General features: G+C 37.2%; 18 protein-coding genes and 1 rRNA gene. 13 read left to right on the top strand and 6 right to left on the bottom strand.

Going from position 1 to position 19,598, the window contains the following annotated elements:
* Positions 1-26 precede the first annotated feature (26 nt).
* Positions 27-141, top strand: a 5S ribosomal RNA gene (gene rrf, locus XM47_RS09320).
* A gap of 112 nt (positions 142-253) precedes the next feature.
* Here the strand turns inward: rrf and XM47_RS09315 are convergent.
* From XM47_RS09315 to XM47_RS09305, 3 genes are read right to left on the bottom strand one after another with little or no spacing between them, the layout of a single operon-like run.
* Positions 254-796 carry a hypothetical protein gene (locus XM47_RS09315; protein ID WP_149865488.1) on the bottom strand — a complete coding sequence of 181 codons (543 nt, stop codon included), beginning with the start codon at positions 794-796 and terminating at the stop codon, positions 254-256.
* A gap of 37 nt (positions 797-833) precedes the next feature.
* Positions 834-2,861: a tRNA(Met) cytidine acetyltransferase TmcA domain-containing protein gene (locus XM47_RS09310; protein WP_149865487.1), complete on the bottom strand. Its 2,028-nt coding sequence runs from the start codon at positions 2,859-2,861 to the stop codon at positions 834-836.
* Positions 2,862-2,899: 38 nt separating this feature from the next.
* Positions 2,900-3,637 (bottom strand): sporulation protein, encoded by a 738-nt coding sequence (locus tag XM47_RS09305; protein WP_048691878.1) that lies wholly within the window; start codon positions 3,635-3,637, stop codon positions 2,900-2,902.
* Between the two features lie 178 nt (positions 3,638-3,815).
* Between XM47_RS09305 and rluF the strand changes: the two genes are divergently transcribed.
* Entirely contained in the window at positions 3,816-4,775 is a 960-nt protein-coding gene (gene rluF, locus XM47_RS09300; protein ID WP_078061875.1) for a 23S rRNA pseudouridine(2604) synthase RluF, read from the top strand.
* An 11-nt stretch (positions 4,776-4,786) separates the two neighbouring features.
* On the opposite strand, the gene XM47_RS09295 is transcribed toward rluF, so the two are convergent.
* On the bottom strand, positions 4,787-5,239 hold the full coding sequence (locus XM47_RS09295) for a VF530 family protein (RefSeq protein ID WP_048691876.1): 453 nt from the start codon (positions 5,237-5,239) through the stop codon (positions 4,787-4,789).
* 183 nt (positions 5,240-5,422) lie between these two features.
* Positions 5,423-6,055 (bottom strand): carbonic anhydrase, encoded by a 633-nt coding sequence (locus XM47_RS09290; RefSeq protein ID WP_048691873.1) that lies wholly within the window; start codon positions 6,053-6,055, stop codon positions 5,423-5,425.
* A gap of 206 nt (positions 6,056-6,261) precedes the next feature.
* On the opposite strand from XM47_RS09290, the gene XM47_RS09285 reads away from it, so the two are divergent.
* The 5 genes from XM47_RS09285 (at position 6,262) to XM47_RS09265 (ending at position 12,272) form a co-directional block, all read left to right on the top strand.
* A complete protein-coding gene (locus XM47_RS09285; RefSeq protein WP_048691871.1) occupies positions 6,262-7,893 on the top strand; it encodes a SulP family inorganic anion transporter in 1,632 nt (543 codons plus the stop codon).
* Positions 7,894-8,350: 457 nt separating this feature from the next.
* A complete protein-coding gene (locus tag XM47_RS09280) occupies positions 8,351-9,802 on the top strand; it encodes a sulfatase family protein (protein ID WP_216595978.1) in 1,452 nt (483 codons plus the stop codon).
* A gap of 173 nt (positions 9,803-9,975) precedes the next feature.
* The gene (gene def, locus XM47_RS09275) at positions 9,976-10,500 is read left to right on the top strand and encodes a peptide deformylase (RefSeq protein ID WP_048691867.1); all 525 of its coding nucleotides are present in this window, start codon (positions 9,976-9,978) and stop codon (positions 10,498-10,500) included.
* 93 nt (positions 10,501-10,593) lie between these two features.
* The gene (gene asd, locus XM47_RS09270) at positions 10,594-11,706 is read left to right on the top strand and encodes an aspartate-semialdehyde dehydrogenase (protein WP_048691866.1); all 1,113 of its coding nucleotides are present in this window, start codon (positions 10,594-10,596) and stop codon (positions 11,704-11,706) included.
* Positions 11,707-12,068: 362 nt separating this feature from the next.
* The gene (locus XM47_RS09265; protein ID WP_048691864.1) at positions 12,069-12,272 is read left to right on the top strand and encodes a cold-shock protein; all 204 of its coding nucleotides are present in this window, start codon (positions 12,069-12,071) and stop codon (positions 12,270-12,272) included.
* 134 nt (positions 12,273-12,406) lie between these two features.
* Here the strand turns inward: XM47_RS09265 and sppA are convergent, their stop codons facing one another.
* Positions 12,407-14,260: a signal peptide peptidase SppA gene (gene sppA / locus XM47_RS09260; protein WP_048691862.1), complete on the bottom strand. Its 1,854-nt coding sequence runs from the start codon at positions 14,258-14,260 to the stop codon at positions 12,407-12,409.
* Positions 14,261-14,691: 431 nt separating this feature from the next.
* On the opposite strand from sppA, the gene iscR reads away from it, so the two are divergent.
* Genes iscR through hscA form a run of 6 tightly spaced genes read left to right on the top strand, consistent with a single transcriptional unit; the run spans position 14,692 to position 19,596 of the window.
* On the top strand, positions 14,692-15,198 hold the full coding sequence (gene iscR, locus XM47_RS09255) for a Fe-S cluster assembly transcriptional regulator IscR (RefSeq protein WP_048691860.1): 507 nt from the start codon (positions 14,692-14,694) through the stop codon (positions 15,196-15,198).
* A gap of 21 nt (positions 15,199-15,219) precedes the next feature.
* The gene (locus XM47_RS09250; protein WP_048691859.1) at positions 15,220-16,434 is read left to right on the top strand and encodes an IscS subfamily cysteine desulfurase; all 1,215 of its coding nucleotides are present in this window, start codon (positions 15,220-15,222) and stop codon (positions 16,432-16,434) included.
* Positions 16,435-16,454: 20 nt separating this feature from the next.
* Positions 16,455-16,835: a Fe-S cluster assembly scaffold IscU gene (gene iscU / locus XM47_RS09245; protein WP_048691857.1), complete on the top strand. Its 381-nt coding sequence runs from the start codon at positions 16,455-16,457 to the stop codon at positions 16,833-16,835.
* 17 nt (positions 16,836-16,852) lie between these two features.
* Entirely contained in the window at positions 16,853-17,176 is a 324-nt protein-coding gene (gene iscA / locus XM47_RS09240) for an iron-sulfur cluster assembly protein IscA (RefSeq protein WP_048691855.1), read from the top strand.
* Positions 17,177-17,191: 15 nt separating this feature from the next.
* A complete protein-coding gene (gene hscB / locus XM47_RS09235) occupies positions 17,192-17,710 on the top strand; it encodes a co-chaperone HscB (RefSeq protein ID WP_048691854.1) in 519 nt (172 codons plus the stop codon).
* A 20-nt stretch (positions 17,711-17,730) separates the two neighbouring features.
* Positions 17,731-19,596 (top strand): Fe-S protein assembly chaperone HscA, encoded by a 1,866-nt coding sequence (gene hscA / locus XM47_RS09230; RefSeq protein WP_048691852.1) that lies wholly within the window; start codon positions 17,731-17,733, stop codon positions 19,594-19,596.
* The last annotated feature ends 2 nt before the right edge of the window (positions 19,597-19,598 follow it).

The following is a 19,598-nucleotide window of genomic DNA, read 5'->3' as shown; positions in this document are numbered from 1 at the left end:
GAAATCCATTCACGATACAGTTTATGCCTGACGGCAATAGCATTAGGGAACCACCTGAATCCATTTCGAACTCAGAAGTGAAACCTAATAGCGGCGATGGTAGTGTGGGAGTTCCCATGTGAGAGTAGCACACTGTCAGGCTCTTAATTAGATAGCGCAAGCTATACAAGATTAAGCCCTTAGCGAAAGCTAAGGGCTTTTTTCGTTTTGGTAAAAATATTTACTTAACTTTTTGATATAAACTTTTTTGTAGCTAATTTAAAATAAATGCACTCTTAAATTCGGGTATAGATTTTATTATGGCTAAGTTTTCTTGGGCGATTGCTAAATCTTTATACGGGCCTGCTAATACAAGAATTAAGCTTTCTTTTTTCATTGCATTATTTGATTTGAAGTTTATGTTTAAACCCCGTGCTATATAGTTAGCATATTTTACCAACCAGCTCGCTTGGGTCTCATTCGGCTGGGTGCCTAGGTCTAAATAATATTGCCCACTTAAATCTATTAACGATGCCGTTACTTGTATTTTTAGATCTGAGTTTATCTTCTGCCTCAGCGCTTCTAGTGCTTTTCTATCGCTTACGATACTTGAAGTAATACTAAACTTGTTTTTTAATTTTGCAGTGTATTTAATGTTGGCTGTTTGGTGGATTGAAAATAGCAAGTTGCGATAAGTGTTAAAACATTTCTTTTGTTTACAGGCTGCAGCTTGAATATAGATAGGCGCTAACTCTTTTGTACTTGCTAGATTGATCGGAATAAAAGAGCAAGCTAAGACCAAACATATTTTTTTCAATAATTTTTTTTTCGTGTGTTTAACCGTCAATTTCATCTTAGCTACACAATTTTACTAATATTTTACGGATATTATGAGTAAGTTGTTTTTTACCGGTAAATTTAAACATTTCGCATATTTTCTCTATTGGAGATTGTTTTAAAAAATAGTGGGCTAGCAGATCTGATTCATTTTCACTTAATTTCAGCAATAAAGTATTTGCATTCATAATACAGAAGTTTGTTAATTTTGGCTTAAATGAATAGATATCAGCTGATGTAGTGCTAACTAGCAATATTACTTCTTTATCTATAATTTGGTCATGGGCAATATTAGGCGATAGAGCAGAGTACCAACGCCAGAGTAGGGATGGCTTTACATCAGCATAATTTGAAGCAAGATAGTAATTAATTTGCTCTAAACAATTGATTGTCAGTTTAGTATTTAGCTGATTTGCTAAGCTTGATATGGGCTTGTACATAATCACAGAAAAATTAGCAGAGGCCTTATCTCTTGTTAAACCAGTCCGAATTAAATCAAAATTTTGTTTTTTCCAAAAAGTTAATAAGTTGTCAGTTGATGAAAAGCTTGTTGCAATATACTCAATCTCGCTGTTTTTTGTTGCTTCTTTTGTTAACCATTGTAGTAACTTAGAACCAAGTCCTAGTGTTTGGATATTAGGCTGTACTGCGATTCTAACAATTCTCCAACCTAGCATATTAGCAAACTGAGTTAGACCTGAACTGACAATGACACTTTGTGGTAACAAGTGTCCCTTAGGTCTTCTTTCCCCTTTTAAGATTTGTGCCGTTAAATCGGGTTCAAGTTTACCTTCTTGACTTATTAATGCTGAAGCAACCACTTGGTTTCTATCATTTTTGATACATGCTATTAAAAGTGAAGGGCTGTCTAAAATGTATCTGAGATCAGAGGGTGTTGTTCGATAGTGCGCTTGTGATAGTAATCCAAAAATTTGCTCTAGCTCTGATTCATCATTCATCAGCTGCATTGGACTAACCCAATCAATCTTAATATTTTTACTTAAGTCGTATGATGAATTATCCGTACTTAACAAGTAGGTCCTGTTTAACCAGCCTTCGAGTGGATCATTTTCGCTCCAACGAATAGGGGTCGTTAATTTATATTCCATTAACCCACAATCATGACGCGTTAAAAATTGTTTAAATTTTAAGTTGAAAGTTTGCCCTGATCCTTCATAGCCATGCAGAGTGGTAGCGTAAGTGACATGCCTAGCTTTAGTTACTATTTGCTGTCTTAGTTGTTCTGGTATTGCAGCGGCTTCATCAATCAGTAAAAAGTCTATTTGTTTTGCTGAATTAGCGAGTGCGTCAGGTGCAATATAGTTTAACTGGCTACTGACTATCGTATGTTGATTATGCCATTCGAAAAAACTGTCTAGATTTTTCTTACTCGGTGCCGTGACATATATCGCTTTGCTTGGATGTATCTTTTCTAGCTCGAGTGCTAGTTGCGCTAAACAAACCGATTTTCCTCGTCCTCTATCTGCCGTAATTAAAAAGTGCCCTTTAGACTGCTGACCTATGCTATTAACTATATTAACTTGTTCTGGGGTAAGCTTATTCGGTCTAGACCATATCTTGTCTAAATTTTCTACCTTGTACGCTTTGTTTTTAGCACCTTGATAATATGTAATTACTCTGTTGTTTTTACTTGCTAAATTAAATAAACGTTGATTGAATAAGCTAATGTACGGTTTATCTTCATTTTGCCAAGGCATGAAGTTATTAAGATCATTATCCTTATCGACTTGCTCAAAACTAAGTATCAACAAACCGCCAGGTAAAAGACAACCGGATAATGCGGCGACTTTATCTGGATTTATTCCATACTCGCTATCAAACCACAGGTAATTTAATTCGCGTCCTAAATAGTTCTGATAATTAGCAGCTTGCAATGGGTTAGTCAGTTCTATGCCGGTATCTTTAGGGTAGAGACTTGTCAGTTGTTCTACTTGCATTTTCCGCCAACGTTTTTCGCCGATTAGTAAAATACAAGTTCGCCATCCATTGTGCTTTAATTGATTAAGATTATCTTTTGTTAACACGTGAGTCGTCGATTAAAAAGCTTTGTTTAATGATAACACTAATTAGTGAACTCTTTAATTTGCTTAATCAATATCTCTCTTAGGTCATGGTTATTTTGATTAGTTATTGTAATTCTGAACGACTCTTGCGAAGAGCGGTAATTAGATTTTTGTAAATCTATATTGATATCTAAGTAATCTGGATAAGACTCATAACTGAAAATGATAAAAAATTTATTGGGGAGCTCCGAACTTCCCATATTGATGTAACGATACTTTTGTTGATAAGCAAAATTAAAATGGGTTCTGTTATGGCGGTCGGCTATCCAATAGTTGGATTGTTTGAGGTTTAATTTAGCTAAACAGCTAAACCAAGCCGCTAAAAGTTTATTCGGTTGTGCATAGATTGAAATCCTATCCTGGTATACAGCTTCATTTGCGTGACATATAGAAGTTGATACTTCAAACCTACAGCCAGGCATAGTGATAGGACTATCGAGTGGTAAATATAAATCGTAACTTTGGCTGATTTTCGTATTCGGGCTTAAGACAATATTCTTTTCTAATTGATAGGATGTTATTGTCGTTTTCTCAGTTTTGGTTGTGGCATTTACGTCTTCCAGATAGCAGTCTACTTGAGTTTTAATTGAGCTAATATGTTGCTCAATATTTCCACTTAATATATCGAGTTCAAGCTGAAAGTATTCTCCTATGACACATTCAGGCTTACTGATGCGTGCATTAATTTTTGCCGTCTGGGGAGTGAAAGGCGTGAATAAATTTAACACGTTGACCATTTAGCAATCCTTGCTTAGTTGTTTTTTATTTAAATTTAAAATCTTAACTAAAGATAGCTTGTTTTAGATTTAATTAAACTAGTTATTTCTACTATTTTTATAACCTTTTGATATAGCCTTGTTCGCAAATTTTTCTATTTAGCGTATAATTTTTCAAAATTTTTAAGGTGCAAACTCAATGCAAGATGGTATTCGACTCAATAAATTTATCAGTGATTCTGGCTATTGCTCTAGAAGGGAAGCAGACAAGTTAATTGAAGAGAATCGAGTCTTATTTAATGGTAAAAAGCCTGAGCTAGGTGCTAGGTATAAGCCAGGTGACCAGGTTTGTGTTGATGGCCGCAAAATCAAAGGGCGAGCAAATCAAAACTCGCAAGCAGATCGTGAATACATTGCTTACAACAAACCGATTAATATCACCAGTACCACTGAGCGTAATGTTCGCGGGAATATTATTGACGCCATAGGTTATAAAAAAAGAATTTTCCCTATTGGTCGTTTAGATAAAATGTCAGAAGGGCTGATATTCTTGACCAGTGATGGTGATATAGTTAATAAAATCCTTCGAGCTGAAAATGCTCATGATAAAGAATATTTGGTTACTGTTGATAAACCTATCAATAATCAATTTCTGACTAAGATGTCTCAAGGCGTTCCTATTTTAGGTACTGTGACTAAGCCATGTAAAATCAATATGGTTAGTCAGTATGTCTTTAAAATCATTCTTACAGAGGGCCTTAATCGTCAAATTCGACGTATGGCTGAATATTTCGGTTATGAAGTAACCAAATTAAAACGTGTCAGGATTATGAATGTTTCGTTAGGCAGCTTAAAACCAGGTGAATGGCGTAAGTTAACTGCGAAAGAAATGGAAGAGATTAACACTGCAGTTGCTGATTCTACTGGTTTAGCGCAGGAAGGTGTTCAAAGTCGAACTAAGAAATCGGCGACTAATTCGCGCTCTGGACAGAAACGAAAACCGTCCAACACTGGCCAATCTAAGAAATCGCCAAGCAAGAATAAAAAATCAGCAAAGCCAGTTCCAGAAGGTCGTAGAGGTCCTGCTAAGCCAAAACATACGATTAAAGGTCAAGTGGCAAAAAAACCGAGCAGAAAACCAACAAACAAGCGAAAGTAAATAACAGATTATTACTTTTTATTTAAGCCCCAAGGATCCCAAACGTCGTTTGCTTGACTTGGTTTATTTTTACGTACAGGCTTTGAACTTGTTTTTGCTTTTTCACGACCCAGCATTCTTTGTTTTGGTGGTGGAGCCTGACCCGGCAGTAATACCCTAGGCTCTCTTGGTTTTATGTGAGCTGGGATAATTCGCTTTCTTGGTGGTAGTTCATAGTTGGCATCATCTGCTTTAGGTAAACTTTTAAACTGATAAAGATAAAAACGCTCCATTTTTTCTCTTGCCCATTCTGTTTTTCTTAAAAACTTTAAGCTTGAAGCTATACTTGGATTCTTTTTAAAACAGTTGATATTGGTATACTCAGCTAAGATTTCCCAGCCATAATGATCAACCAATTCAGTTAATAATTGCTCAAGTTTTAGGCCATGGAGTGGGTTATTTAGTTGCTCGTCAAGTTCTGTCATTAATATCTTTTTAAGATTGATGGCGTATCGCTTTATTATACATGCGTTTGTTCAAATACAATAATTTCTACGCTTGGGATTTTTCTTTATTCCTGCAGAGTGTTACTTCCACCAAATTTTTATTCAAGCTCAGATGTATTCTTTACTGATATATGGAATAAATTTGTTATTACATAAGGTTATTTAACTGTTTGGATATGCTGAAGTGAATGGGATAAAACTCCCTGACTTTTCGCAGTACACGTTTACTTGGCCATTTTTTATGCCGTAGACCCAAGCGTGAAGATGGACTTCGCCGTTAGCTAATTTTTCAGCCACACTTGGATGCGAGCGTAAATGTTGTAATTGCGAAAGCACATTAGCTTGAGTTAACTCTTCAATATGAGACTCGGTTAAGCAACCTGCATGTTTACTTTTAACCTGCTCTTTAGCATTTGCACAGTGACCTAACCACTCTTTGACGTGTGGCACCTTATTTAAACTTTCCGAGTTAATCACGCCTTTCATAGCCCCACAGTCAGAGTGCCCACAGATTATAATGTCAGCCACGCCTAATACACTGACAGCATATTCTATCGAAGCTGTCGTTCCACCCGTTGCGCTGGTATGGGGCGGAACTATATTTCCAGCATTACGGCAGATGAAAAGCTCGCCGGGTTCAGAGTCGGTTAGTAAATTGGGATCTATTCTTGAATCAGAGCAAGTAATAAAGAGTGCTTTTGGATTTTGGCCTGTCGCAAGTTCTTTAAATAAGTTTTTTCTCTTTTCAAAACCATGCTTTTGAAAAGAGAGGACGCCGCGAATAATATCTTCCAAAATTAGCTTCTCTCTATAGTGGTCTAACTATTTTATCCTGCTTTGCGTGATTTAAGAACAAAGCTGATATTTTAGGGTAAAGATTTTGCATTAATCTCTTAATTTAGCAACTTTTATTCGATAGCGCTCTGCAAGTCGAAATCCTGAATTTACATTTAAGTTAAGTTAGCTACAATGTCGCTAAAATATCGGAGGTAAATGATTTGATGTTCAATTTATTTCATCGCTTGAACTTACGCGGTGATATTTTAGGTGGCGTGACAGCTGCAATTGTATCCTTACCCTTAGCACTGACATTTGGCGTTGCATCTGGTTTAGGGCCTGAAGCTGGCTTGTATGGTGCCTTATTGGTAGGCCTATTTGCTGCAATTTTTGGTGGCACACCAACACTGATCTCTGAACCAACCGGACCAATGACAGTATTGATGACAGCTGTTATTGCCTCCTTAATAGCAGCAGATCCTGAAAATGGCTTAGCGATGGCCTTCACTGTGGTTATGCTTGCGGGTGTATTCCAAATCATATTTGGATTATTGAAGCTGGGTAAATATATTACACTGATGCCTTACAGCGTGGTATCAGGCTTCATGTCTGGTATTGGTTGTATTTTGATTGTGATGCAAATTGCACCCGCTTTAGGCCAAGCAGCACCTGGTGGTGGTGTTATTGGTACGCTAACAAGTCTATCTGATATATTTTCCAATATTCATCCTGCTGAATTTGCTCTATTTATTGTCACACTTGCGATGCTTTTCTTTACGCCTAAAAAGCTGACTAAAGTGATACCAGCCCAGCTCATTGCACTTGTATTGGTGACCATAGCATCAATTTACTTTATTAATGGTGATGATATTCGCCGTATTGGTGAAGTATCTGTTAGTTTTCCAGATATGATTATGCCAACTTTTACCGTTTCTCAATGGCAAACTATGATTGTTGATGCGCTTGTGTTAGCCATGCTCGGATGTATAGATTCTATGCTTACGTCTGTCATCGCAGATAACTTAACTCGAACTGAACACAAGTCGAATAAAGAATTAATTGGTCAAGGTATTGGTAATTTAGCATCAGGCTTATTTGGTGGTTTGCCAGGTGCGGGTGCGACCATGGGAACCGTTGTTAACATACAAGCCGGCGCACGAACCGCATGGTCTGGTGTTTCACGCGTACTGGTTCTAGCAGTTGCATTATTTGGCGCGGCGTCACTTATTAGTACAATACCATTGGCATTATTAGCTGCGATTGCAGTAAAAGTAGGTATTAACATTTTAGATTGGAGCTTTATCAAGCGAGCGCATAAAGTCTCTTGGCAATCTACTTTAATCATGTATTCAGTTTTACTACTGACAGTTTTGGTTGATTTAATGGTAGCTGTTGGAATTGGTCTCTTTGCCGCTAATATAATTATCATAGAAAAGCTGAGTCGAAGCCAATCTAAGCAGATTAAGGCTATTTCAGATTTGGATGATGAGTTGCCTTTATCCGAACGTGAACGTCAATTACTTAACTCCGGCAAAGGTAAAATCCTATACTTTTACCTCAGTGGACCTATGATATTCGGTGTCTCTAAAGCTTTATCTAGAGAACGTTCGGCCATTGCTGAGCATGACTCTGTGGTTATCGATTTAACAGACGTATCTTTAATTGATGATACAATTTCTTTATCAATTGAAAATATGATTTTAGAGGCGTTAGAATCAAACAAAACGGTTAGTGTGGTTTGTCAGTCTGATACTAATAAGAATAAGCTATGTGGAATGAATAAGCAGCTGAATGCGAGTTTGTTTGTTAATTCTAGAGAAGAAGCCTTAAATATTGCAATCAAGGGTGTTGTTTAATCTCATTAGCATGCTAAGTATTGATGCAATGCATGTATCGTTTGATAAACATAAGAGTGTTAGTGAATTCTAATCACTCTTATGTTTTAGCTGGTCTTTATATTGAGGCCATATTTTGGTAATACTCCTTTTCAGCGAATAATGCAGCTGCCTTTAAAAAGCTAGCTGTAATCCAAAGAAGCGTCCAATCTTATCCTTCCAGAATAGATAGTCCAACGACTACTTTTTTACTTTATCTATTTGACCGTGCTGCCAATTAAAACCAGCAAGCTATAGACTGTTTGTGCTAAAGGCTATAAACCAAGTTTAGGTGAGCTTAATGTTTTGTTTAGCCTGTTAAGAATTGTAAATTAACAATTCTTATTACAAATTGTTACATGCGAAAGCTGCAACATAGGTATTCTATTGAACACTTACAATTTGCTTCAATATTCTAGAGTATCAATAGGAGAGGAAAGTGCGGAGTTTTGTTCCTGTAATTAGAAAAGGCATGATAGCCTTGCTGTCGAGTGTGGTTTTACTACCTTTTGCTTTAGCTGCAACTAAAGCACCGAATATAGTATTAATGGTTGCAGATGATCATGGTCGAGAAGTATTTGGCGCATATGGTAATAAGGTTATTCGTACACCTCATTTAGATCAACTCGCGGTTGAAGGCGCTCGCTTTAATAACGCTTATGGGACAACAGCTAGCTGCAGCGCTAGTCGTTCTGTGCTATTAACTGGCTTGCATAATCATAAAAATGGTCAATATGGTCATGAACATGGTTACCACCACTTTCGCACTTTTAATGATATTAAGAGTTTACCAGTTCGATTATCAGAAGCTGGTTATCGCACAGCCCGAGTAGGGAAATACCACATAGGTCCGGCTGCAGTTTATAAATTCGACAAAGTATTAAATGATTTTAAAGGAACCAATGATGATGGTTCGCGCAATACAATAGGTATGGCTCATGCCGCGAAAAAATTTATATCTGCAAAGACAGATAAACCATTTTTTCTTTATGTGGCGACGAATGATCCGCACAGAGATCACAGTTTTAACACCTTAGGCGACAATACTTTTGGTAACAAACGTGACAATGGCGAAGGCATGGCACGTTTAGATTACAAACCAGAGGAGGTAGAGGTACCAGATTATTTACCTGATACCCCAGAGACACGTCGAGAATTAACCGAGTTGTATCAATCTGTATCGCGAGTAGATGACACAGCAGGAGAATTAGTTAAGCAGCTAAAAGAGGCTGGTGTTTATGACAATACCTTGTTTATCTATTTGTCAGATAATGGAACGGCTATGCCAGGTGCTAAAACGACAATTTACGAGCCGGGTGTTAAATTACCATTAATTGTTCGCTTACCTGAAGCTTATGAATTTAGCTCGGGTAAAGTACTTGATGAAATGGTTTCTTGGCCAGATATAACACCAACCATTCTAGATGTGGCAGGGGTAAAATATAGTCAACAAGATTTTCATGGCCGTTCTTTTAAAGGCGTGATTCAGGGCAAAGCGAACACTAAAGAATGGAATGAAGTTTATGGCTCACATACTTTTCATGAAATCACTATGTATTACCCGATGAGAATGGTCCGTAAAGGCAAGTATAAGTTAATTTGGAACATTGCCAGTGGACTCGATTACCCATTTGCTTCTGACTTATTTATTTCTTCAACTTGGCAGAGTGCGATTAATCGAAATTTAAATAAATTTGGAGCTCGCACATTAGATGCTTATATCCATAGGCCTAAATTTGAATTGTATAATGTTGAGATAGATCCTGCGGAAGGTAACAATTTAGCAGACAATGCGGATTATCAAGCCATTAAACAAGAATTGATGACTAAGCTTAAAGCTTTCCAAGAACACACAGAAGACCCTTGGGTCGTCAAATGGAACTACGAATAAGCCAAGCTTCATTTTCATAATCTAAAGCTAAGCTTGTATCCAACAATACGAAAAGTCTGATTATACTTAAGTGTGATCAGGCTTTTCAGTTAATTAACCTAAACGGAAAAGTTTTAATGGATTATTATACGTTCAAATAACAGTATGTTTTTGTTAAACGAGAGAGGACTAGGTTGAAAATTGCACAAATTGGTGAAAGTATTTTACAACAAGTGGCAACGCCTGTTGTCGAGTTTAATTCGGTTAACTTAATTGAATTTATACAAGCCATGCTTGAGCAGCTTAAACGCTCAAATGGAGTTGGAATTGCCGCCCCTCAGGTATTTGATTCTAGAGCCATAATGATCATAGCTTCAAAGCCTAACCCTAGATATCCACACGCACCCGATATGGAACCTTTGGTACTAATTAATCCGGCCATAAAAAGTACTTCAGTTAATAAGGTAAAAGATTGGGAAGGCTGTTTGTCTGTTCCTGGATTAAGAGGGCTAATTAATAGATATGAGTGGATTGAAGTAAGCTATCAAGATGTAGCTGGTAAAATATATCAAGTTAAATTTGATGGTTTTATTGCTAGAATTTTTCAACATGAATTCGATCATCTAATTGGGAAAACTTGGCTTGATCAAATTGAATCAACAGCTGATGTGATGGCTGAATCCTTGTGGCGAGAGACCATTTTATCTGAAATTAGCTAATTTCTCTGTTTGAATCTATAGCCGATGGTACTAAAATTTTGTATCATATGGGGCTTAACTTCTTATTTAAATAGCTCATCGAGGAATTTCTTAATGCAAAAAGTGGGATTAGTTGGATGGCGCGGTATGGTTGGCTCTGTGCTGATGAACCGTATGGTCGAAGAAAATGACTTTGGCTTAATCGAACCTGTCTTTTTCACCACATCTCAAGCAGGTCAAGCAGCACCAAATTTTGGTAAAAACGCTGGCGTGTTATTAGATGCTAATAATATTGATGAGCTTAAAAAGATGGATATTATCATTACCTGTCAAGGTGGTGATTACACTAAAGCCGTTTACCCTTCACTACGCCAATCAGGTTGGAATGGCTATTGGATAGATGCAGCATCATCTTTAAGAATGGATGACAGTGCTATCATCGTTTTAGATCCAGTGAATAAAAATGTTATTACAGACGGATTAGCTAAAGGTGTTAAAACTTTTGTTGGTGGTAACTGTACTGTTTCATTAATGATGATGGGATTAGGTGGTTTATTCGCAAATAATGCCATTGACTGGATCACTTCTATGACTTACCAAGCTGCTTCAGGTGGTGGTGCTAAGCATATGAGAGAGCTTATTGCAGGTATGGGCGTTTTGAACGATTCAGTTTCAGCTGAGTTAGCAGATCCTGCCAGTGCAATTTTAGAAATTGATCGAAAGATTACTTCAACTTTAAATTCAGACGGTTTTCCTAAAGATAATTTTGTCGTGCCATTAGCAGGTAGCTTAATCCCATGGATTGATAGCGACTTAGGTAACGGTCAAAGTAGAGAAGAATGGAAAGGCGGCGCTGAAACTAATAAAATCTTAGGTCTAGATGGCAATGCAATTCCAGTTGAAGGTTTATGTGTTCGTATTGGTACCATGCGTTGTCATAGTCAAGCTTTCACTATCAAGCTAAAACAAGATATCCCAATGGACGAAATCAATGATATGATTTCTGGTCATAATGATTGGGTACAATTAGTTGCGAATGAAAAAGAAGCAACGATTTCTCAGCTAACGCCAGCTAAAGTAACAGGCACTTTGAATGTACCAGTTGGCCGTATGCGTAAGCTTGCAATGGGCGGTGAATATTTATCGGCGTTTTCTGTTGGTGACCAATTATTATGGGGCGCAGCAGAACCATTACGTAGAATGCTAAGAATTTTACTAGAAGATTAATTTTACCTTTAATCTACTTTCTAAATGCCACGTTTAACGTGGCATTTTTGTTTTTAAGATTCAATAAACGGATAAATGTAATTATTTTTATTAAATTTTAATGATCACAGTTACATATTTGAATTATTGCTTTAGAATGTATTTGGTTAATCGAAATATTTTTGGTTAGCATGTTAGATTTTATGATATTTTTTTCTAGTGCTCGTCCTGCGTTATAGTTATTTAAATTAATTATGGCTCTGGCTTTATGAGCTTAGCTGTATTGTTAACTCAATTAAGTGTCATAGTACTTTTGATAAAGTACGCGTTAAGACAGAAACAATCATATTAATTTTAATTTTATAAATATTAGGAATGCAACAATGAGTAAAGGTACAGTTAAGTGGTTCAACGCTGATAAAGGTTTTGGTTTTATTACTCCTGAAGACGGTGGCAAAGATCTTTTCGTTCACCATTCAGAAATCAAAGTTTCAGGTTATGCTACTTTAAACGACGGCCAAAGAGTTGAGTTTGAAGTTGGTCAAGGTCAAAAAGGTCCTTGCGCAACTAACGTAGTTCCAGTTTAATTAACTGAATAACTATATTAAATATGCGGAACAAAAATTTTTGTTTCCGCATATAGATCTTCTACTTACTATTTCTTCTAAAACACCTTCAGAAAATACAATTGAGCCTTAAATAGACTCAACTCCAGTTTAAATTAATTTACTTCACAAATTTCACACAAAGCATAAATATTTTGTGGATCATTAAAGCGGGTTAGCTTGTGATATTCTTTGGCTAACTGATTTACAATCGGATTGATACTTGAGCTATTATGGTTCTCGCCAACACTGAAAGCTTGAGCCGTTTTACCGAGTATTTCCTTTAGAAATTGCTCTTGAGGCGTTAATTCTTTTTCAATTACAGTCACTTTAAATTTAGTTACATTAGCCAAAGCAGCTGCAGATTTTATGGCTTGCTCTAAATTTCCAAGCTTATCCACTAAGCCTAATTCTAGTGCTTTTTGGCCACTCCAAACCCTGCCTTGCGCTACGGCATCTGCATCGTCTAAAGACATATTACGATTTTCGGAAACTAGAGTTAAAAATTTATGGTAAGTGGTTTCTGTACTTTTTTGTAGAACACGTTTAACTGAATTATTCAAAGCAAGAGTAGGCGTCAGGGCTGGCCATTCCGTTGTTGAAACACCATCTGTGTGTATGCCAATTTCGGCTAAAGATTTTTCTACAGTGAGAAACATGCCAAAAACACCAATTGAACCTGTGATTGTTGTAGGATGAGCCCAAATTTCATCTGCACTACTGGCAATCCAATAACCGCCAGATGCAGCAACAGAGCTCATTGAAGCAATGACAGGTTTGTTCGCATTTTTCAGTAAGTCTAATTCACGCCTAATGATTTCACTAGCGAATGCACTACCACCCGGGCTATCTATTCTTATTACAACTGCTTTAACACTGTCATCTAACCTAGCTCGTTCTAGCAGTTTAGCTGTGCTGTCGCCACCTATTTCTCCCGCTGGACGATTGCCATCTTGAATTGAACCTCTAGCAACGATAACTGCTATCTTATTGGGTTCTTGATTAGCCCATTCAGGCACTTTAACGAGTTGTAAGTATTTTGAAAATTGAATTTTATTATAGGTTTGTTTATTTTTCTGCCAACCGACTTGTTCTGCAATGGTTTGTTCTATTTGCTCCCTGCTTGATAGTTTGTCAACCCAATTATAGTTAAGCGCATATTTTGCAAAGTCATAATTAGAGGCTTTAAACTTGGTTTCAAAATCAGAAATTTGCTCGTCAAAATTAGAAATCTGTACCTTGCGTCTAGCCGCAACTGCTGTTTTGTAATAGTCCCATATATCTCCAAGCCAAGCTTTATTTGCGGCTTTAGCTTCGTCACTCATATCATCACGAATAAAAGGCTCGACAAAAGATTTGTAGGTACCAACTCTAAAAACATGAGTTGAAACTTTGAGTTTCTCTAACGCAGATTTGAAATATATTTGATAATTGTTATAGCCGTCTAGCAATACAAACCCCATTGGGTTTAGCATTATTTCATCAGCGTAGCTCGCTAAAAAATATTGGCTTTTATTAAAGTGGTCGCCTATAGCATAGACTTTTTTACCCGCTTGTTTAAATTCAATTAACTTGTCACCTATGCTTTCTAATTTGTTGAGGCCAGCGCCGGTTAAGTTTTTCAAATCTAATACAATTAATTTAACGCGATCATCTTGAGTCGCTGCTTCAATAACAGTTAATACATCACTTAATAGCACTTCAGCTGGTTGATTGGACTGGTTGACCGCCTCACCAATAAACTCATCTACAGGATTGATAGCCGTCTTTTGTTCAACGACAACCCCTGAAAGATCAAGCACTAAGGCAGTTTCATCATTTACCACTATAGGTTCACCTTCGCTTGAAATTGCAATAATGAGCAAACCTATAAAACCAAAGAAAATTAAATTTAAGAGGATTTTTCGACTGACATTTATGCTCGTCCATAAAGCTGAAAACATTCTTGAGATACCACTTTTTGCTGTCATATATAACCTTTAACTATATAAGTCTTAAATACAAGTCTACTTAAACTGAATACTGTTCTAGAGCTAAACGTGCCAGAAGGCGCTTATTTTCTGCTATTCAGATTGCTGAGCTCATAAATATTAATTGCCGGATATCTTAACTGGATGAAACTGATTTCTCTATAAATAACTAGCAGATAATTTATTTGATCTACAAGTATTTGATAAGTCCGTCTATAAATGAAGTAAATCTAGACAATAGGTTTATTTATCATGCCTCATCGCTTATAATACCGCGCCTAATTTGTCTCTCACATGGCATCTTTTGTTCCGCTCAAATATTTAATATTTACAGTATGAATAAAACTTGACTAAATTACTCAGGTAAATACTTGACTAATTTACTAGGTTTTTGCATAATTCTCATAAGTTTTTAGAGGAATGAATTTGTCATGAGATTAACATCCAAAGGCCGATATGCAGTAACAGCTATGCTTGACGTCGCTTTGCATTCAAAAACAGGTCCTGTGCCTCTGGCTGATATATCTGAAAGACAAGATATTTCTCTAAGTTATCTTGAACAATTATTCTCTCGCCTACGTAAACAAGGTGTAGTTTCAAGTGTTCGTGGTCCAGGTGGTGGTTATCTGCTCGGTCGAGAGTTAGATGATATTTCTGTCGGACAAATTATCATTGCAGTTGACGAATCAGTTGATGCAACGAGATGTCATGGCAAGGAAGGTTGCCAAGGTGGTACTCGTTGTTTAACTCATAGTCTATGGCGTGATTTGAGCGATAGAATCGCATCTTTTTTAAATGATATTAGTTTGCTTGAATTAGTCGAGCAACAAGAAGTTAAGGCTGTTGCTAGTCGTCAAGATAAAAAACAAGCAACGCATTCTGCTTTTGCATTAGGCAAAATTTCGCTTGATGAGATAGAAGTAGACACCCAATTATAAGCATTTCCCGCGGAGAAATTGATGAAGTTACCAATCTATCTAGATTATTCAGCAACCACACCGGTTGACCCAAGAGTTGCTGAGAAAATGATTGACTGTTTGACTATGGAAGGCACATTCGGCAACCCTGCATCTCGTTCACACAGGTTTGGTTGGCAAGCTGAAGAGTTAGTTGATATTGCTCGCTCACAAGTTGCAGAGTTAGTGAATGCAGATCCTCGAGAAATTGTGTTCACCTCGGGTGCTACAGAATCAAACAACTTAGCGATAAAAGGTGCGGCTAATTTTTATGCTAAAAAAGGCAAGCACATCATCACAGTTAAAACAGAGCATAAAGCCGTTTTAGATACATGTCGTGAGCTAGAGCGTAAAGGTTTTGAAGTTACTTATTTAGACGTTATGCCGAATGGCTTAATTGATATGGACGCATTTAAAGCAGCATTAAGAGAAGACACTGTCGTTGTTAGTGTGATGCATGTTAATAATGAAATCGGTGTGATCCAAGACATAGCTGCTATTGGTAAGTTATGTCGTGCTAATAAGACAATTTTCCACGTAGATGCTGCACAAAGTGCAGGTAAAGTTGAGATTGATTTACAAAATGTAAAAGTTGATCTTATGTCTTTTTCAGCTCATAAAATTTATGGCCCTAAAGGTATTGGCGCTTTATATGTTCGTCGTAAACCTCGTATCCGTCTTGAAGCGCAAATGCATGGTGGCGGTCATGAAAGAGGTTTCCGTTCTGGTACTTTAGCAACTCACCAAATTGTTGGCATGGGTGAAGCTTTCCGTATTGCTAAAGCAGAAATGGCAACAGAAAACGAAAGATTACAAGTATTAAGAGATAAGTTACTTAATGGCGTTAAAGGCCTAGAAGAAGTTTATGTTAATGGCGATTTAGAACAAAGAGTTGCAGGCAACTTGAATATCAGCTTCAACTTTGTTGAAGGTGAGTCATTAATTATGGCACTTAAAGATATGGCTGTTTCTTCTGGTTCTGCTTGTACTTCTGCAAGTTTAGAGCCTTCTTATGTGCTTAGAGCTTTAGGTTTAAATGACGAATTAGCGCATAGCTCAATTCGTTTTAGCTTTGGTCGTTTCACGACTGAGGAAGAAGTTGATTATGTTATTAGCGTTGTACAAGGCGCTATCGAGAAATTACGCGAGATGTCGCCGTTGTGGGATATGTTTAAAGACGGTGTCGATCTGAGTAAAGTTGAGTGGGTCCACCACTAAGTTAACGTGAGGTTAGTCAAATGGCTTACAGTGAAAAAGTAATTGATCATTACGAAAATCCACGCAATGTTGGAAGTTTTGATAAAAATGATCCAAGTATTGCGACTGGTATGGTTGGTGCACCTGCTTGTGGTGATGTAATGAAGCTTCAGCTTAAAATATCTGAAGCGGGCATTATCGAAGATGCTAAATTTAAAACTTATGGTTGTGGTTCTGCAATTGCGTCTAGCTCATTAGTAACAGAGTGGGTTAAAGGTAAGTCAATTGATGAAGCAAAAAGCATCACTAATACTGAAATTGCTCAAGAGCTTGCTTTACCTCCGGTAAAGATTCACTGCTCAATTTTGGCTGAAGATGCAATTAAAGCAGCAATCGAAGATTATAAAGCAAAACAAGACTAAGACTGAGGTTACACAGAATGGCAATAACTGTTACTGAAACTGCGGCTCAAAGAGTGAGTCATTTTTTACAAAATCGCGGCAAAGGAATCGGTTTACGTTTAGGTGTGAAAACATCTGGCTGTTCTGGTATGGCTTATATTCTTGAATTTGTTGATGAATTAAATGAAGACGATCAAGTATTTGAAGAGAAAGGCGTTAAAATAATTGTTGATGCTAAATCTTTGCTATACATAGATGGAACAGAGCTCGACTTTACTAAAGAAGGTCTAAATGAAGGATTTCAATTTAACAATCCTAATGTGACTGATGAGTGCGGTTGTGGCGAAAGTTTCCATGTATAGGACTTGGTCGAAATCATGAACTATTTTGATTTATTCAAACTGCCAGTTAGCTTTGAACTAGATAGTAAAAAGCTAGCTGCAGATTATCGTTTATTGCAACGCCACTTTCACCCAGATCAATATGCGAATGCAAGTGATGGTGAAAAATTGCTAGCGGTAAAAAAAGCAGCTGAGATTAACGATGCTTTTACAACGCTTAAATCTCCAATTGCTAGAGCAGAGTATATCTTAAGCTTAAATGGTTTAGATATAGCGCATGAAACTCAAACCATACAAGATACTGCTTTTTTAATGCAACAAATGGAATATCGTGAGCATCTAGAAGATATAGAGAACAACCCAGATCCATTCGATGCGATTGTTGAGTTTGAAGCAGAGTTAGCACAACATGTTAAGTTATTTCAAAACCAATTAGCCACTCAGCTTGCTGAAAGTCTTTATAATGAAGCTGCAGATTCAGTTAGAAAACTGAAATTCATCGTTAAATTACAAACAGAACTTGAAAGGCTTGAAGACCAAGTTGCTCAAGTGTAACGCTTACAACTAAGACAATTATGGCTTTATTACAAATCTCTGAACCTGGATTATCAGCAGCGCCTCATCAGCGAAAGCTCGCTGTTGGTATTGATCTAGGCACAACAAATTCATTAGTCGCAGCTGTGAGAAGCGGTGAAGCGACACCTCTAGTTAATCAATTCAATAAAAAAATTACACCTTCTGTTGTTCGTTATACAAAAGATGAAATTATTGTTGGTGAAGAGGCATTAAATCAAGCGCAATTAGACGCAGAAAATACCATTTTATCGGTCAAGCGATTCATGGGACGTTCAGCGCTTGATGTCGCACAAAGCTATCCAGAATTGCCGTATCAATTTAACGGTAGTAATGAAGATTTAGTGAAAATAGCAACGCCTCAAGGTGATAAAACACCGATTGAAATTTCAGCAGAAATCTTGATTGAACTTAAAAGACAAGCCGAGAAATCACTAGGTGATGAATTACAAGGTGCTGTGATTACAGTACCTGCTTACTTTGATGATGCACAGCGTCAGTGTACCAAAGATGCCGCAAGAATTGCTGGCTTAAAAGTATTACGCTTATTAAATGAACCAACAGCAGCTGCAATCGCATATGGCTTAGATGCAAAACATGATGGTGTGATTGCGGTTTACGATTTAGGTGGCGGTACATTTGATATCTCTATCTTAAAACTGGACAAAGGCGTTTTCGAAGTACTTGCTACAGGCGGTGATTCTGCGCTTGGTGGAGATGACTTTGATCAAGTAATCGTAAACTGGTTTAAGCAGCATATAGAGCTACCAGAAAAATTATCGCCTAGATTAAGACGTGTATTAAAAGAGCAAGCTAAAGCTGCTAAAGAAAGTTTAACCTTAGCGGATAGCACTATCATCAATATAGAGTTAGACGATGGTAAGCTAGTTAGCTTAGAGCTGACATTAGACGTATTTAACGAATTGATAGAGCCATTAATTAAGAAAACGTTAATTGCATGTCGTCGTTCGGTAAAAGATGCGGAACTTGATATTAGTGAAATTGACGATGTAGTTTTAGTTGGTGGTTCTACTCGTGTGCCATTAGTTCGCTCTAAAGTTGAATCGTTTTTTAATCTAGAACCAAGATCATCAATTGACCCTGATGAAGTTGTTGCCATAGGTGCAAGTATTCAAGCTGATATTTTAGTTGGCAATAAGCCTGACTCGGACATGGTGTTATTAGATGTAGTGCCACTATCGCTTGGTCTAGAAACTATGGGTGGCTTAACCGAAAAAGTTATTTCACGCAACACAACCATTCCGGTTGCTAAAGCACAAGAGTTTACTACTTTTAAAGATGGTCAAACGGCGATGGCAATTCATGTGGTTCAAGGTGAAAGGGAACTCGTTAAAGATTGTCGCTCACTCGCTAAATTTGAGCTACATAATATTCCAGCCATGGCTGCTGGAGCGGCACATATAAGAGTAACCTTCCAAATTGATGCAGATGGCTTGTTATCTGTAACCGCGGAAGAAAAATCAACTGGGGTGCAATCTAGCATTGCTGTTAAACCAAGTTACGGTTTAGAAGAGTCTGAAATTTTAACTATGCTTAAAGACTCTATTGAAAATGCCAAAGATGATGTTGAAGCAAGACGTTTAGCTGAACTCAAAGTAGACGCAGCTAGATTAATTGAATCAGTTGAAAGTGCAATAGAACAAGATAGCGATTTATTAAGCCAACAAAGTTTATCAGAACTAAAAGACCAAATAGCTCAGCTTAAGCAGGTAACTGAACTTGATGATGCTGATTTAATCAAAAAAGAAACTGAATTGTTAGAAGCTAAATCACAAGACTTCGCTTCTCTCAGAATGGATCATTCAATTCGCTCAGCCCTAGCTGGGCAGCAAGTAGACGAGATTTAATT

This window comes from Catenovulum maritimum (assembly GCF_001050375.1).
In the GTDB taxonomy this organism is placed as follows: Bacteria; Pseudomonadota; Gammaproteobacteria; order Enterobacterales; family Alteromonadaceae; genus Catenovulum; species Catenovulum maritimum.
Note: the sequence above shows the minus strand (reverse complement) of the source record. Positions and strands in the feature narration are given on the sequence as shown.